The organism is Pollutimonas harenae (genome assembly GCF_004153685.1).
GTDB classification, from domain to species: Bacteria; Pseudomonadota; Gammaproteobacteria; order Burkholderiales; family Burkholderiaceae_B; genus Pusillimonas_C; species Pusillimonas_C harenae.
The window spans coordinates 410,221-425,457 of record NZ_SDQD01000003.1 but is presented as its reverse complement, the minus strand read 5'-3'; the positions used below and the strand labels follow the sequence as shown (position 1 = coordinate 425,457).

Sequence of the window (15,237 nt, the reverse complement as noted above, 5' to 3'; positions counted from 1 at the left end):
TGCATGAGCCACACCCTTTTTTTTGCCGTACTTATATATTTATGACCAGATCGGGATTGAAAAAAGGGTTCTCATTGATGCCATCACGGGCATAGCCGCGTGGATTGCAGACTACGCGTGTGCCCCTGACCTGGTAGTCGAAGCTGTCGTGCGTATGGCCATGTATCCATAAGGTGGCTCGGTCTGCGTTCATCAGATATTCGCTGTCCGAAACGAAGCAGGTATTGATCAATGAGTTTTCAAAGCGTGGATGTATGCTTTGGGTGGATGGGGCGTGGTGCGTGATGACTACGGTTGGCCCATCGAAGGGGGTGGCCAGGCGTTGTTGCAGCCATGCGCGATGCTGATTGAATAGGGCTTCCATTTCGAGGGGGCTAAAAGGGGTGCCAGGAACCGCATCGGACTTGATGCGGCGAAAATCATAAGTAAACTCCAGCGCCTGGGCGATAGCCTGCTCACGAAGCTCGCCGGGGCCAGCCAGATTGAAATCGGTCCATAAGGTGCACCCGATAAACCGAATGCCATGAAGCACAAGCTCTTCGTTGTCGAGTACGTATATGGGTTTTCCAGCGGCATAGTGCTTCAGTTGTGCAATGGTCTCTTTGATGCCGCCGCCATAGAATTCATGGTTGCCTGCCACATACAGTACCGGCTTGCTGAAACCGCTGGCCCACTCCATGGCTTCTTTGGGGCGGCTGATGTCGCCTGCCAATATCACAACATCTGCTTCGACTGACGGCAGGGGCAGGCCGTTCCGGCTCAAGTGCAGATCGGAAAGAATGTTCAGGCGTATTGGGTGGTTTGCATCAGTCATGTGAGGTGTGTGTTAAGTAGGGGCGGGTCGAAATCAGCAAAATGACATCGTAATCCTGATTCTGCATGTAAGGGGTGGCACCATTTCGATTTGACAGCGAATTTAAAAGGCGTCATAATCGCGTTCTTCGGTTGGGTCGTTAGCTCAGTTGGTAGAGCACCGGACTTTTAATCCGTTGGTCGCGCGTTCGAGCCGCGCACGACCCACCAACCTTAGTTTCAAAAGTTTAGGCAGCTTCCGGGCTGCCTTTTCTTTTTTGTACGCTACTCGTGCGCGCTGTGTCTGGACCATGCTTTCAGACTTACCCTCGCCTTGGCTGGCCCGTGTGCCTGGTTTTACCGAGCCTGGTCGATCTTGCCGCACTGATACATTACTCGGCCATTTCATTATTTTTAGTATATTTAATATAACTTAAAACTATGAAAAAAGCGGTAATGATGCCTTGTGGTCATGTTAAATTGTAGGGTCGTCTTTTACCCGTCGCGATTCTTTAACTCTTCTTTTCCGGTCAGCCGGCCAGAATCTTGATCCGCCTAGAAAATATCCGTAAAACTTATGAGTCGCCTGGGCGTGTGTCGCATGCTCTGGCAGGTGTTGACTTGCATATCCGGCAGGGTGAGGTCTTCGGTATTATCGGGCGCTCAGGTGCGGGCAAAAGTACGCTTATACGCATGCTTAATCTGCTGGAGCGTCCCACACAAGGTGATGTCTGGGTACGGGACCAGAACATTACTAAAATGAGCGAAGCGCAACTGCGTAAGTTCCGGCAAGGCGTGGGCATGGTATTTCAGCATTTCAATTTGCTGCGCTCGCGCACCGTTATCGATAATGTCTGTTTCCCGCTACGTCTGACAGGCATGAGCAGGGCAGCCCAGCTTGAGCGTGCACACGAGGTCCTGTCCTTGGTGGGGCTGACAGAGCATGCCGGCAAGTATCCCCGGCAATTGTCGGGAGGGCAGCAGCAGCGGGTGGGTATTGCCAGGGCGCTGGCCAATCGTCCCGAGTTGTTGCTGTGCGACGAAGCAACCTCGGCTCTCGACCCCGAGACCACGCAGTCTATTTTGCGTTTATTGCTGGATATCAATAAGCGTCTGGGGCTCACCATAGTGCTGATCACACATGGTATGGATGTCATCCGGACAGTATGCGATCGGGTGGCTGTGATCGATGCCGGAGTGATCGTTGAAAGCGGCGAGGTACTCGATGTCTTCCTGCATCCGCAGCATCCGGTCACGCAGGCATTGCTGTCGGAAAGCGGCATCGACGCGGAAGGCTGGCGCGATATGGCACAAGGTATTGCGGGCCGGTTGGTTCGTCTGAGTTTCCGGGGCGAAGCTACCGTGCAACCTATGCTCAGCCGGGCCAGTCGTGAGCTCAACCTCGACTTGAGCATCTTGCAAGGATCGGTTAGCCGCATCAAGGATACGCCCTATGGGCAACTAGTATTGTCGGTACAGGGTGACGCGGAAGCACAAGATAAATTGGCCGGGCTGTTTGCAGCAGAAGGCGTGCAGTGTGAGGAGCTGAGGCCATGATATTTGCCAATATGGATTGGGCACTGATAGGCGAAGCCACTATCGATACCTTGCTCATGACGGGCTTTTCTTTGTTGTTCACCATCCTGATCGGTTTGCCGCTGGGGATCATCCTGTTCCTGACCAGCAAGAATCAGATGTTGGAAAACGGCCCGGTCTACCAGGTACTGTCTTTCGTGGTGAATGTGCTGCGTTCGGTGCCTTTTCTGATTTTGCTCATCGTCATGATTCCCCTTACACGGGTGCTGGCGGGAACGTCGCTTGGTGTGCAGGGTGCGGTGCCGCCCCTGGTGGCCAGTGCGGCCCCGTTTTTTGCACGCCTGGTCGAAAACGTATTGCGCGAGCTTGATCCGGGTGTGTCCGAGGCCTGCCGGGCCATGGGTGCAAACTCCAGGCAAACGGTATTGTGGGCTCTGGTGCCGGAGGCAACCACTGGTATTGTGGCTGCGATGATTGTCACGGCTATTGCTCTGGTCGGTTACTCGGCCATGTCAGGCGTGATAGGTGGGGGAGGTCTGGGTGATCTGGCCTTGCGTTTTGGTTATCAGCGTTATCAGACCGATGTCATGGTGGTGACCGTTGTCATTCTTGTTGTGATGGTTCAATTGTTGCAGGTTTTTGGGGATCGCCTGGTGGCCAGGCTGAACCGAAAATAATGTTCTTAAGGAGTTTTGCATGTTCTTGAAAAAAATCGTATCGGCCGCAGCGCTTGTCGCGCTGCTGGGAAGCGCTGCCGTACACGCAGAAAAACTGAGCGTTGCCGCCACACCGGTACCTCATGCCGAGTTGCTTGAACTGGTCAAGCCGGTTTTGGCCAAGGAAGGGGTCGAACTCGATATCAAGGTATTTACCGACTATGTACAGCCCAACCAGCAAGTGGCCGATGGCAATATCGATGTCAACTTCTTCCAGCACCAGCCCTACCTGGACTCGTTCAATAAAGAGCATAAAACCAAACTGGTAACCGTGGGCCTGGTCCACGTAGAGCCTTTTGGGGCTTATTCGGATAAGATCAAAGACGTCAAAGACCTCAAGGAAGGCGCGCTGGTGGCATTGCCCAACGACCCGTCGAATGGCGCTCGGGCGCTGTTGCTGCTGCAAAAGCAAGGCTTGATCAAACTGGCAGATCCTTCAAACATCCTGGCAACGTCTCGCGACATCGTCGAGAATCCCAAGAAACTGAAGTTCCACGAACTCGAAGCGGCAACGCTGCCACGCGTACTGCCCGACGTTGATCTGGCATTGATCAATACCAACTATGCTTTGGAAGCTGGTTTGAATCCCGTTAAGGATGCCTTGTTCATTGAAGGTGCCGACTCACCCTATGCCAATATTGTTGTCACGACTGAGGCCAAGAAAGATGATCCGGCCGTGAAAAAACTGGTTCAGGCGCTGAACAGCGATGCAACCCGTAAATTCATCGAAGAGAAATACAAAGGAGCGATTGTTCCTGCGTTCTAAGCAAGAAGCAGGACATGGTTTAACCCTCATTAAGCGGCTTACGGCCGCTTTTTTTTCGGTTACCATGTAACAGATGTCTGCTGTCACAAGCGGCAGGCAAGGAAATTGCCCTTCATGGGCGGCTTTGTCCATTACAGAGGAGTCACAAGATGATCAAGAATAAAGTTACCGCGGCACTGGCTGGCCTGGCTATTGCGCTGGCATTGCCCGTCGGAAACGCGGTTGCCCAAGATAAAGAACTATTGGTTGCAACAGATACTGCATTCGTGCCCTTCGAGTTCAAGCAAGACGGCAAATATACGGGCTTCGACATCGAACTCTGGGAAGCTATAGCCAAAGAGGCCGGCTTCAAATACAGCTTGCGCCCCATGGACTTCAACGGCATTATTCCTGGCTTGCAAACCCGCAATATCGATGCTGCCCTGGCTGGCATTACCATTCGTGACGACCGCAAGAAAGTCATTGATTTTTCCGATCCCTACTACGAAAGCGGCCTGGCGATTCTGGTTAATAAAGACAATAACAACATCAAGACAGCCAAAGACCTGGACGGCAAGATGGTGGCAGTCAAAATCGGTACCGCAACAGTCGACTACCTGAAAGAAAACGTTCCTGGTGCCAAGCTGAAGTTGTTTCCTAACATCGATAACGCCTTTCTTGAGCTGGCCACCAGCCGAGTCGATGCGGTCGTACACGACACGCCCAACCTGCAGTATTTTGCCAAAACAGGCGGCAAAGACCGCGTGAAAGTCGTCGGCTCGCTGAAAAGTGGCGATTTCTATGGCATTGCCTTCCCCAAGGGAAGCGAGTTGGTTCCGGCGGTCAACAAGGCATTGAAAACCTTGCAAGATAACGGTCAGTACGATGCCATCTATGAAAAATGGTTCGGTAAAAAGGTCCAGTAAGCTGGCCTGATATCTGTACGGCGATCCGGTGCTGGGCATCGGGTCGCCGTTTTTCGTTCTGAACGGCGCCGGCCCCGGTTTGCCAGGCGTCATTTTTAAAGGCGATCAACGTGACATTTGAATGGTCTGTCATTTGGGATGCAATGCCCAGCCTGCTTGAAGGCACCAAAATGACAATAAAAATAACATTGCTGGGCCTGATCGGCGGCACAATACTTGGCTTTCTTACGGGCGTCATCACCACCTATGTCAAGGTGCTGGTAACCTGGAAAACCACTGCGATTGCGGTCGTTTCCCTTATTGTGCTGTACATATTGCTGCAGCTGGCCAGTTGGTTGGGAGGCACTGTATTGGCTGGTGTACCCGACTGGGTATGGTTGGTCCTGCAGATAGTGGCGGCAGTGCTGTTGCTTGTTCGCTTTGCGGCGTATATTCCGGTTGCGCTTTCCTTCCTGGCTCAGGTTTATATATTGGTGATACGTGGCACGCCTATTGTGGTGCAGGTGATGTTCATCTACTTTGCCCTACCGCTCATATTCGGCTGGCGTATCGATGCAGTGCTGGCCGCCATCTTTACCTTGGTCATCAATTCGGGGGCCTATATTGCCGAAATCGTACGGGGCGCCTTGCTGTCGGTGCCCAAAGGCCTCAAGGAAGCAGGGCAGGCCATGGGTTTGCCTTTTTACAAGATTCTTGCCTATATCATTGGTCCGGTCGCCTTGCGTCGCATGATTCCCGCTATGGGGAACCAGTGCATCATCAGCCTGAAGGATTCTTCGCTGTTTATTGTGATTGGCGTGGCAGAACTTACGCGCCAGGGACAGGAGATCATTGCAAGCAACTTCCGTTCGGTCGAGATCTGGGGAGCGGTTGCCGTCTTGTACCTGATACTCACCGGCTTTATTGCTCTGACGCTCAAATTCATTGAACACAGGACGCAAATCGTATGAGCATTGTTGAATTCAAGAACGTCGTCAAACGCTTTGGGACCAGTACGGTGCTCAATGGCATAGACCTCACCATAAGCCAGGGCGAAGTTGTGGTGGTTGTCGGGCCGTCCGGATCCGGCAAATCCACCTTTCTGCGCTGCATCAATGTGCTCGAAACCATCGAGGGCGGGGACATCATCGTGAACGGCCTGAGCGTGCGCGGTAGTGGCGCCGAGGTGCGCGAACTGCGCCGCGAAGCCGGCATGGTGTTTCAGCAGTTCAATTTATTTCCTCAGCTGACTGCGCTTGAAAACGTCATGTTTGGTCCCGTGCATACACGCGGCATAAACCGGGCACAGGCGCGCGACGAAGCAAAAGCCTTGCTTGATAAAGTAGGCTTGGGTGAAAAGATAAACAACTATCCAGGTCAGCTTTCAGGCGGTCAGCAGCAACGCGTGGCAATTGCCCGGGCGCTGGCCATTCGACCCAAACTCATGCTGTTCGACGAACCCACTTCGGCACTTGACCCCGAATTGCGGCATGAGGTTTTGAAAGTCATGCAGGATGTTGCGGAAGGCGGCATGACCATGGTGGTGGTAACCCACGAAATGGAGTTCGCCCGCAAGGTCGGTACGCGCCTGATTTTCATAGATCAGGGCAAAATCTCGGAAGATGGGCCTCCTGCCGAACTTCTGAGTAACCCGCCCAGCCAACGCCTGAAGGATTTCCTGCAGCACGTGGCCTGACAGCAGCGCAGCGATACCATGCGCCCCGGCCGCTGAGCCGGGATGCGTGGTGCCTTACCTTATGACGCGTATGGTTCGGGTCCCGACGACTTTCTCGGAGCCTTCACGCATGATCTTGATGGTGACCTGTCGTGGCGTAAAGCCAGCCGGCAACGGAAATGTGCCTTCTACGTGGGTGTAGCGCTCGAGTTCAAGGTCGAATGCCGGAATGTCGATATGCCCCGACTTGCCGTTACTGTAGCGTCCGGCCATGGTCAGTTCGACCTGGCCTTTGAATCTGGCAGTTTTCCCTTCGTCCTGCATGACCAGGAATTGGTAGTTCAGGTCTTCTTTGTTACCGGTAAATGATGCGGCGCGTATGCCCGGGGATGTGCCGCGCGGGTCGGGGGGCATGGCTTGGGCAAACATCTGAACATCTTTCAGGGCCTGCTCGAGCTGCTTCTGTGTGCCTTCAAGCTCCGTCGTTTGCGACTGCAATTGTGCGCGTACTTCAGTGAGTGTGCGGGTTTCACGGCTCAGCTCGGTTTGCAGACGCTGCTTGTCCATATTGGTGCTATTCAGGTCGTAGTGCAGTTGTTCCGATTGTTGAACTGTCAGGCGTGTGGGGCCATAGCTTTTTTGCAGAAATAACAGGCCACCCGCGCCCAACACGACGCCTGTAAGCATCAAGACCAGCCATCTGGGGATGCGGCGTGGGCGACGGCTTGTGCCGTACGCCGTAGGCTTGAATGTATGGCGTTTAGAAGAACCGAACATGGGTAATTATTTCCTGTATTGCATGGTGGCCGGCACGGATGAGCCCAGCCGATGAAAAACGTTAAAGAATAGTCTGTATGAACAGGATCCGACAATGCCTGCCGTTTTTAGTTTCGCTTAGAATATTTTTGTAATGATAGCGTGCAGGCTTGCAAGAAAAAAGCCTGGCCGGCTCTGACTTGCTGTTGGACGGGCAAGTTCACGTTGCCGAAAGCTTGTGATCAAGTTCGGTCAGACGCTCTGGTGTGCCCACGTCCACCCAGCTCCCCTGGTGATGACTGCCGACAATGTGCTGGCGACTTATTGCCTGACGCAACAATGGAGCCAGTGGTGCAGCCTGGCCGGCCGGCAGGTTCTTGAATAATTCAGGCTGATAAATGCCAACGCCGGCAAAGGTAAGCGGGACACCGTCCTCATGGTCTTGTGCCAGCACCAGACCGCTGGCTGTGCTGAGTCGAAAATCGCCGTCAGGATGATGCGGTGGATTGTCGACCAATAGCAGCCATGCTGATTTTGACTGTTCGGCCAGATTGGCCGCAATGGCCTGGGCCTGTACGGGGTTCCAGTTGCACCAGATATCCCCATTGATGACCAGAAATGGTTTGTTGCCAAAAAAAGGCAAGGCCTGGGCGATGCCGCCGGCCGTTTCCAAGGGACGAGGTTCAGGCGAATACGTAATGCGGGCGCCAAATCGGCTGCCGTCGCCCAGGGCATGTTCTATTTGTTGGCCGAGCCAGGCATGGTTAATCACCAAATCAGTCATACCGGCAGCCACCAAACGTTCAATATGCCAGACGATAAGCGGCTTGCCACCAACTTGCAGCAGTGGCTTGGGTGTATGGTCGGTGAGGGGGCGCATGCGTTCGCCCCGGCCGGCCGCAAGAATCATGGCCCGCATCAGAAGGTGTATCCGATACTGACCTGGCGATTCTCGAGTTTGTCGAGCAGGCGCAGCAATGGGCGGAATGTGTTGTAGCGGCCGGCTACCTGTCGTACATACGTGTTGACGCGTGGGATATGGTCCAGGTAGTGATGTTTGCCGTCACGGTGCGAAAGTCGTGCAAAGACACCTAGTATGCGTAGATTGCGCTGCAAGCTCATCCATTCGTAAGCCCTGTGGAAATCGGCAAAGTCAGCAGGAACGGGCAGCCCCGCTGTCTTGGCTGCTTCCCAGTAGCGTATGGCCCAGTCGAGCTGCTGAGCTTCTTCCCAGGTGGTGCGTGCATCCATGACCAGGGACGCGATGTCGTAGGTAATAGGGCCCGTCAGTGCATCCTGATAGTCGATAATGCCAGGCTGATCGTCGTTGATCATGATGTTGGGTGAGTGGAAGTCACGGTGCACCAGTACGTTGGGCTGCCGTACGTTGTCTTGCACCAGGGCGTCGAAGCTGCTGTGCAGGATTTGCCGTTCGGCATCATTCAACTCGATCTGACAATGCCGCTGGGCATACCATTCGGGAAAGACGGTAAGTTCTTGTGTCAGGCGATCAGTGTCGTAAATGGGCAGGGCAGTCGTGGGAGCATGTTGCATACGCACCAATGCTTTGATGGCGCTACGATAAAGCGTCTGCAGCTGTGTGTCGTCCAGACCTGCCTGGATGATCTGGTAATAAGTTTGTTCGCCGAGGTCGGACAGCAGGAGAAAGCCGTCGGGCAGGTTTTGAGCCAGAATGGTCGGTACGCGTAGCCCGGCTTGTTCAAGCAAGCCTGTTACATGTAAAAATGGACGACAATCTTCGTGTTCTGGCGGGGCATCCATGGCGACAACCGTGCCCGTTGTCGTTTGGAGGCGATAATAGCGGCGAAAGCTGGCATCGCTGGATGCTGGCCGCAGCGTTGCGATATTCAGGCCATGTACATCAGCAATGTTTTGCAGCCAGGTTTTCAGTGTTGCAAGACGTTGATCAGGGCGGGTGTTCAAGGTTGGTTCCATGATTTGCGGTTGTGTTTCGAGATGTCTGGTTAGGTGTGTGCGCTCCATGCATGCGCTTGCTTCTCTATAATACCGGCTCGCCAATCGTTGCGGTTTGGCAGCTGTGCCAAAATATAGTCTGTTTTCAGGAGTCACTACCCTCGTGCGTTTGGTTTGGTGGGCATTCATTATCGCTTTCAGTGGCGTCGCGACGTCGCAGGCTCAGACGTCTGAGCCCGACGCGGGCGGCCGTATTGCCGTGGGCCAGCTGAAGGTTGCACCCAGCCTTCGCGTCCATCGCAATGTTGCCGACGATGATATGTCTTCATTTTTGATCGCCGACAAAATGGAAACCGACGAGGACGGCAAGATTATCCTGACTGGGTCGGCAGAAGTCCGGCGTATCGATTCCGTGGTCAAGGGCGACTATATCGATTATCAGCGATCGACCGGACAAGTCCAGGTACGCGGCAATGGCCTGATCATGCGTGATGCCAGTATCGTGACCGGCCCGGAACTTAATTACAACATCAACGAAGAAACCGGCGAGGTCAATGACCCGAATTTCTGGCTGGGCGCCTCCGGCGGATCAGGCACGGCCAGCAAAGCGAAGATATTCAGCAAAAGCACTATGCGGCTGTCTGATGTGAAGTACTCGGGTTGCCCGTGTCCAGAGCCTGCCTGGTTCATCAAGTCGCCCCGGGTCGACATGAACTTTGACGAGAACGAGGGCATTGCACGCCATGGTGTTCTGTATTTCAAGAATGTACCCATTCTGTATTCGCCCTGGCTGAGCTTTCCGCTCAAAAAAGAGCGCAAGTCGGGCTTCCTGATTCCCACCTATGGTATGTCGAGCAACAGCGGTATTGAGCTCTCTGCGCCGTATTACTTCAATATCGCGCCCAACTACGATGCAACCCTGACGCCACGGTACTTGAGCAAGCGCGGCCTGCAGCTGGGTGGCGAGTTCCGTTATCTGGGTCGCCGCTATAGTGGGATAGTAGAGGGCACTTATATGCCCAATGACAAAGATACCGACGAGCAGCGCTGGCTGTTCATGACGCGGCATATGCATGATCTGGGGGGCGGGTTCAGGGCCTCATACGATATCCGTCGAGTTTCCGACGATAATTATTTTCGCGACTTTTCTACTTTTGGCCTGAATGAGTCCACCAATAATTTTCTGGCGAGCAACGCTGGGGTGAGCTGGTCGGGATACAAATATTTCAGGTCGTCGCTCAGGGCATACAAATATCAAACATTGCAGGACGAGACGACGGGCTATGCGCGACCTCAGTACGACAAGCTGCCTGAACTTTACGTAGGGGCCGCAAGATACAACTGGGGGGGCTTTGATGTTAAGTCCGACAACTACGCCACCCGTTTCCGCATGCCTTTTTATTCGGGTTCGCTCAGCAAGTTCGATTATTACCGCGATAATCGCATTGCCCCTGACGGCACGCGTTTTTCTTCGTATTCAACGATTGCGTTTCCCATCGTACGTGCAGGCTGGTATATAACGCCCAAGGCCGGCATGCACATGAGCCAGTACAACACAGACTGGTATCCCGATGAGCTTCCGCGCTATGCAGGGTTTCCCAAGACACAGTCGCGTACCGTGCCGATATTGTCGCTCGATGCGGGTATGACTTTCGAGCGCAGCACCACACTGTTTGGTAACGACTCCATCCAGACACTGGAGCCGCGTGTGTACTATCTGTATGTGCCTTACCGGGATCAATCCCAGATTCCAGTTTACGATACCAGCATCGCCACCTTCAATTTCTCACAAGCATTCAACGAAAACCTGTTTACGGGCGGATGGGACCGCATTGCCAATGCCAACCAGATTACTCTGGGCCTGACTACCCGTTGGCTCGATGAAGACACCGGATTCGAGCGTCTGTCGCTGGCGGCGGCCCAGCGTCTGTATTTCGATGACCAGAAAGTGGCTTTGCCGGGCGGGCGGGGCCTGCGCACCGATACCAAGTCCGACTATCTGATTGGAATCAATGCTGCTTTGACTGACACGCTTAATGTGCGTTTTGATGCACAGTTCAACCCAGAGTCAAAAGATCGTAACCGGATGTCGGCGGGTTTTCGCTGGACGCCCAAGCGTCTGGCGACTTTGTCGGCCTCGTATCGTTATGAACGCGACCAGAATATGCTGTTGCCACAGTACATAAATAGTCCGACCTACGAAGACAAGACGCGGGACCAAATCAGCGTATCCGGACAATGGCCCTTGACGAATAAACTTTACGCAATGGGCCGCTACGATTATTCTTTGCAGGAAAAACGCGGCACGCAGTCGATACTCGGCCTTGAATACAAAGGTGATTGCTGCTGGACGGCGCGAGTGGTATTGCAGCGTTATGCGGTGTCAAAAGATGATGCGAACAGTGCAGTGTTTTTCCAGCTGGAACTTTCCGGCCTGGGCTCCCTGGGCACCGATCCCATGAATTTATTGCGCGACCGTATTATTGGATATGAATCGGTTACGCCTCCAATACCAGATACAACCACCTTCGAGAGGTATGAATAATGCGTAGTCTGCATGCCAAGCGCTGGATTGCAGCCATGTTGATGATCGCCTTGGGCGCACTGTCACCCGTGGCGGTCATGGCGGCCAAGCCGGCCGCTGCGGCTGCGCCCAAGCAAGCGTCGCAGCAGTTTGTCGATGGCATTGCCGCAATCGTCAACAAACAAGTGATTACCCTGCAGCAGGTCAATAAAGAAGCGGCTGCTGCACAAGCACAACTGCGGCGCCAGAACATACCTGTGCCCGAGTATGCCGTGCTGCAAAAACAGGTCTTGCAACGCATGATCATGGAAGAGCTCGAACGCCAGGAAGCCGAAAGACTGGGCATCAAGGTGACTGACGCCCAGGTTGCCCAGGCCGTGGAAACCATCGCTCAGCGTAACCGCATCACTCCTCAGCAACTGCGTGCAGAGATTGAAAAAGGCGGGGCCAAATGGAGTGACTATCTGGCTGACTTACGTCAACAGGTACGCACGGATCAGCTGCGCCAACGCACCGTCGACAGCACCATTATCATTTCCGATGCCGAGGTGGATGCATTCCTGAAGAGTCAGGGACAGGCGGTTGCAGCACCTGCACCCGCTGCGCCTCAGCAGGCCGCCAGGCCGGCAGGGCCTCAAATCCTTGGGCTGGCCCAAGTTCTGGTGGAGGTGCCCGAAGGAGCGACTTCCGCCCAAGTGCAGGCACTGCGCCAGAAAGCGGAGGGTTTGCTGCAGCAGCTTCAAAAAGGAGCCGATTTTGGCGGCGTAGCGGCAGCGTCGTCCGACGGCCCACAAGCGCTTAATGGTGGCGAGCTGGGCGTTCGGCCAGTCGAGGGTTGGCCGGACCTGTTTATCAGTGCCACCCAGAATCTGCAGGCAGGTCAAATCAGCAACATTATCCAAAGTGGCAATGGCTTTCATATCCTCAAGGTGCTGACGCGTGGCCAGCCTCAGGCAGGCAACTCGCCGCCGCCACCCACCACGGCACCGCAGGCGGCGCCCATGCAACAAGGGCCCATGATGGTCACCCAGACCCATGCACGCCATATACTGATCAAAACCACGCCGGCCATGTCCAGTGAGCAAGCGCAAACCCGTCTGGCCCAATTGCGTCAGCGTCTGCAAAATGGCGAAAGTTTCGCAGACTTGGCCAAGCGCTACTCCGATGACGCCACTGCACCGCAAGGCGGCGACTTAGGATGGCTGACACCAGGTGAAACTGTTCCCGCCTTCCAGCGGGCCATGGATGCGCTGCAGCCCAATGAAATCAGTCAGCCCGTACAATCCCAGTTTGGCTGGCATCTTATCCAGGTTCTGGAGCGGCGTACCAAGAATATGGAAAATGAGTTCCGTCGCATGCAGGCGCGCCAGCTGTTGTTCCAGCGCCGTGTCGAACCTGCTTTCGAGGACTGGCTCAGCCAGTTGCGCGGCCAGGCGTATATCGACAATCGTCTGGATCCTGCTTCGAATCGAGGGCGCCGTTAAGCACTTATGGCACATCAGGCTCGCAAGCGCTTCGGCCAGCATTTTTTAACTGACGATGGCGTCGTGGATGCCATCGTACGTGGTATTGATCCCAGACGTAGCGATGCCGTGGTCGAAATCGGGCCAGGGCTTTCTGCGCTGACGGGCCCGCTTTTAGCCCTGCTGGACCACCTGACGGTGGTTGAGATCGACCGTGATCTGGCGGCGCGGCTACGTCATGCTCATGCACCAGAACGGCTGACAGTCATCGAAGGCGATGCCTTGACGGTTGATTTTTCTGGTCTGGGCAGCGGGCTGCGTATCGTAGGCAATCTGCCGTACAACATCTCCAGCCCCTTGTTGTTTCATCTGATGGCCTGCGCCGAGCAGGTGCGGGATCAGCATTTTATGTTGCAGCGCGAAGTGATAGACCGCATGGTGGCACAACCGTCATCTGGCGATTATGGCCGGCTGTCTGTGATGCTGCAGTCGCGCTATCGGATGCACAAGCTGTTTGATGTGCCGCCCGAGGCGTTTGATCCGCCTCCCAGGGTGGTGTCGGCGGTTGTGCGCATGGTGCCTTTGCCCGATACGCGGCAGCAGCCCAAGAGCGAAAAGGCGTTCGAGCAAGTAGTGGCGCGGGCTTTCGCGCAGCGGCGCAAAATGCTGCGCCGGGGTTTGGCCGATTGGGCACCGTCCATTGATTGGGATGGGCTCTCCATCCCTTCAACGGCCCGGGCCGAGGAGCTGTCGGTTGCGCAGTTTATGGCGCTTACGGATCATTTGCTGGATAAGGGTGTATTGGCGGCTTAATCTTCGGGATGATCCAGGTGGCCTGTTTTCCCCGTGTAAGCGCTAGTCTGAACAGCCTCTGTCACGCCCACCTTGTTCGTAAGCGAAGATTTGGACGGCCAATTCAATAGACTGCAGTCACCCATAAAACCAATAACACACCCCAATAGCCGCCAATACCCCCGCCAGATCGGCGACCAGGGCACAACCTACGGCATGGCGCGCGCGTTGAATGCCTACCGCCCCAAAATACACCGCCAAGACATAGAAAGTCGTTTCAGTGCTGCCCTGTACGGTAGCCGCCAATAAGGCAGGAAAGCTGTCTACCCCAAAGTGCTGCATGGTTTCGATCAGCATGGCGCGCGCGGCGCTGCCTGAAAAAGGCTTGACCAAAGCTGTGGGCAGGGCATCGACAAAGCGGGCATCCAGTCCGAACGCATGTACCACCCAGCGGATACCGTCCAGGGCAACATCCAGGGCGCCCGAGGCCCGCAGCACGCCGATGGCACACAGCATGGCAACCAAATAGGGCAGCAGGTTTTTTGCGACATCGAAACCGTCTTTGGCGCCTTCTACAAAGCATTCGTAGACCGCGACTTTCTTGCGGGCGCCGGCCAGCAGGAAAATCATGATGATGCCGAATAGTGTCAGGTTGCCCATGAGCGACGAAACCGCACTGATGGCAGCGCTGCTGAGCGTGGCCAGGAGTGCCATGAAACTGCCCAGGATCAGTACTGCGCTGCCCAGCCACATCAGCACAACAGGATCATGCAGTTTTATTCGCTGCATGAAGGCCACCGACAGCAAGCCCGCCAGCGAGGATGCCGATGTGGCCAGCAGGATGGGCAGGAAAACCATGGTCGGGTCGGCGGCACCCTGCTGGGCGCGATACATGAAGATAGTGACCGGCAGCAAGGTGAGTGATGATGCATTCAAGACCAGGAACAGAATCTGTGCATTGCTGGCTGTATCAGCGCTTGGGTTGAGCGTCTGGAGTTCCTTCATGGCACGTAGGCCTATGGGCGTTGCAGCGTTGTCCAGCCCCAGACCATTGGCGGCAAAATTCAGCGTGATTAGGCCCAGGGCGGGATGTCCGGCTGGTACTTCGGGCATCAGTCGGCGGAATAGCGGGGTGAGCAAACGGCCCAGCAAGTCGACGAGGCCGGCGGCTTCAGCAATACGCAGGAATCCCAGCCATAGCGTCAGGGTGCCAAAAAGCAGAATCATCAACTCGACGGATAGCTCGGCCATATCAAACAGGCTGAGCACGATGCGAGAGAACACCTCGGTATCGTGCAGGACGACCCACTGGTACAAACCGGACAGCGCAGCCACAATGAAAAAGGCAAGCCAGAGCGTGTTGAGCATAAAGTGTCGCTAATGAGGTTGAATGTGCTG

General features: G+C 54.9%; 14 protein-coding genes and 1 tRNA gene. 10 read left to right on the top strand and 5 right to left on the bottom strand.

Translation table 11 applies throughout. The features are described 5' to 3' along the window. Positions 1-31: 31 nt before the first annotated feature. Positions 32-814 (bottom strand): metallophosphoesterase, encoded by a 783-nt coding sequence (locus ERD84_RS14660; protein WP_209019836.1) that lies wholly within the window; start codon positions 812-814, stop codon positions 32-34. Positions 815-947: 133 nt separating this feature from the next. Between ERD84_RS14660 and ERD84_RS14655 the strand changes: the two genes are divergently transcribed. The 7 genes from ERD84_RS14655 (at position 948) to glnQ (ending at position 6,390) form a co-directional block, all read left to right on the top strand. Continuing rightward, a tRNA-Lys gene (locus tag ERD84_RS14655) sits at positions 948-1,023 on the top strand. 315 nt (positions 1,024-1,338) lie between these two features. Then, complete coding sequence (locus tag ERD84_RS14650) at positions 1,339-2,349, top strand: methionine ABC transporter ATP-binding protein (protein WP_130040402.1); 1,011 nt, start codon at positions 1,339-1,341, stop codon at positions 2,347-2,349. Beyond that, positions 2,346-3,005, top strand: coding sequence for a methionine ABC transporter permease (locus tag ERD84_RS14645; protein ID WP_130040401.1), 660 nt, complete (start codon positions 2,346-2,348; stop codon positions 3,003-3,005). The genes ERD84_RS14650 and ERD84_RS14645 overlap by 4 nt, the downstream gene beginning before the upstream one ends. A 19-nt stretch (positions 3,006-3,024) precedes the next feature. Continuing rightward, a complete protein-coding gene (locus ERD84_RS14640) occupies positions 3,025-3,810 on the top strand; it encodes a MetQ/NlpA family ABC transporter substrate-binding protein (protein WP_130040400.1) in 786 nt (261 codons plus the stop codon). Between the two features lie 149 nt (positions 3,811-3,959). Beyond that, on the top strand, positions 3,960-4,715 hold the full coding sequence (gene glnH, locus ERD84_RS14635; RefSeq protein ID WP_130040399.1) for a glutamine ABC transporter substrate-binding protein GlnH: 756 nt from the start codon (positions 3,960-3,962) through the stop codon (positions 4,713-4,715). A 110-nt stretch (positions 4,716-4,825) separates the two neighbouring features. Further along, on the top strand, positions 4,826-5,665 hold the full coding sequence (locus ERD84_RS14630; RefSeq protein WP_130040398.1) for an ABC transporter permease subunit: 840 nt from the start codon (positions 4,826-4,828) through the stop codon (positions 5,663-5,665). Next, positions 5,662-6,390, top strand: a complete 729-nt coding sequence (glnQ, locus tag ERD84_RS14625) for a glutamine ABC transporter ATP-binding protein GlnQ (RefSeq protein ID WP_130040397.1) — start codon at positions 5,662-5,664, stop codon at positions 6,388-6,390. Before ERD84_RS14630 ends, glnQ begins: the two co-directional genes overlap by 4 nt. Positions 6,391-6,444: 54 nt before the next feature. Here the strand turns inward: glnQ and ERD84_RS14620 are convergent, their stop codons facing one another. The 3 genes from ERD84_RS14620 to ERD84_RS14610 all read right to left on the bottom strand — a co-directional run bounded on the left by ERD84_RS14620 (position 6,445) and on the right by ERD84_RS14610 (position 9,081). Beyond that, on the bottom strand, positions 6,445-7,146 hold the full coding sequence (locus ERD84_RS14620; RefSeq protein WP_130040396.1) for a DUF6776 family protein: 702 nt from the start codon (positions 7,144-7,146) through the stop codon (positions 6,445-6,447). Between the two features lie 199 nt (positions 7,147-7,345). Next, complete coding sequence (murU, locus tag ERD84_RS14615) at positions 7,346-8,044, bottom strand: N-acetylmuramate alpha-1-phosphate uridylyltransferase MurU (RefSeq protein WP_130040395.1); 699 nt, start codon at positions 8,042-8,044, stop codon at positions 7,346-7,348. Next, entirely contained in the window at positions 8,044-9,081 is a 1,038-nt protein-coding gene (locus ERD84_RS14610; protein WP_130040394.1) for an aminoglycoside phosphotransferase family protein, read from the bottom strand. The genes murU and ERD84_RS14610 overlap by 1 nt, the downstream gene beginning before the upstream one ends. Positions 9,082-9,223: 142 nt before the next feature. Between ERD84_RS14610 and ERD84_RS14605 the strand changes: the two genes are divergently transcribed. The 3 genes from ERD84_RS14605 to rsmA are packed head-to-tail and all read left to right on the top strand — an operon-like array spanning position 9,224 to position 13,860. Continuing rightward, the gene (locus ERD84_RS14605) at positions 9,224-11,605 is read left to right on the top strand and encodes an LPS-assembly protein LptD (RefSeq protein ID WP_130040393.1); all 2,382 of its coding nucleotides are present in this window, start codon (positions 9,224-9,226) and stop codon (positions 11,603-11,605) included. Beyond that, positions 11,602-13,068 carry a peptidylprolyl isomerase gene (locus ERD84_RS14600; protein ID WP_371743179.1) on the top strand — a complete coding sequence of 489 codons (1,467 nt, stop codon included), beginning with the start codon at positions 11,602-11,604 and terminating at the stop codon, positions 13,066-13,068. The genes ERD84_RS14605 and ERD84_RS14600 overlap by 4 nt, the downstream gene beginning before the upstream one ends. 6 nt (positions 13,069-13,074) lie before the next feature. Continuing rightward, the gene (rsmA, locus tag ERD84_RS14595) at positions 13,075-13,860 is read left to right on the top strand and encodes a 16S rRNA (adenine(1518)-N(6)/adenine(1519)-N(6))-dimethyltransferase RsmA (RefSeq protein ID WP_130040391.1); all 786 of its coding nucleotides are present in this window, start codon (positions 13,075-13,077) and stop codon (positions 13,858-13,860) included. A gap of 117 nt (positions 13,861-13,977) precedes the next feature. Here the strand turns inward: rsmA and ERD84_RS14590 are convergent, their stop codons facing one another. Next, positions 13,978-15,207 carry a nucleoside recognition domain-containing protein gene (locus ERD84_RS14590; RefSeq protein WP_130040390.1) on the bottom strand — a complete coding sequence of 410 codons (1,230 nt, stop codon included), beginning with the start codon at positions 15,205-15,207 and terminating at the stop codon, positions 13,978-13,980. Positions 15,208-15,237: the final 30 nt, after the last annotated feature.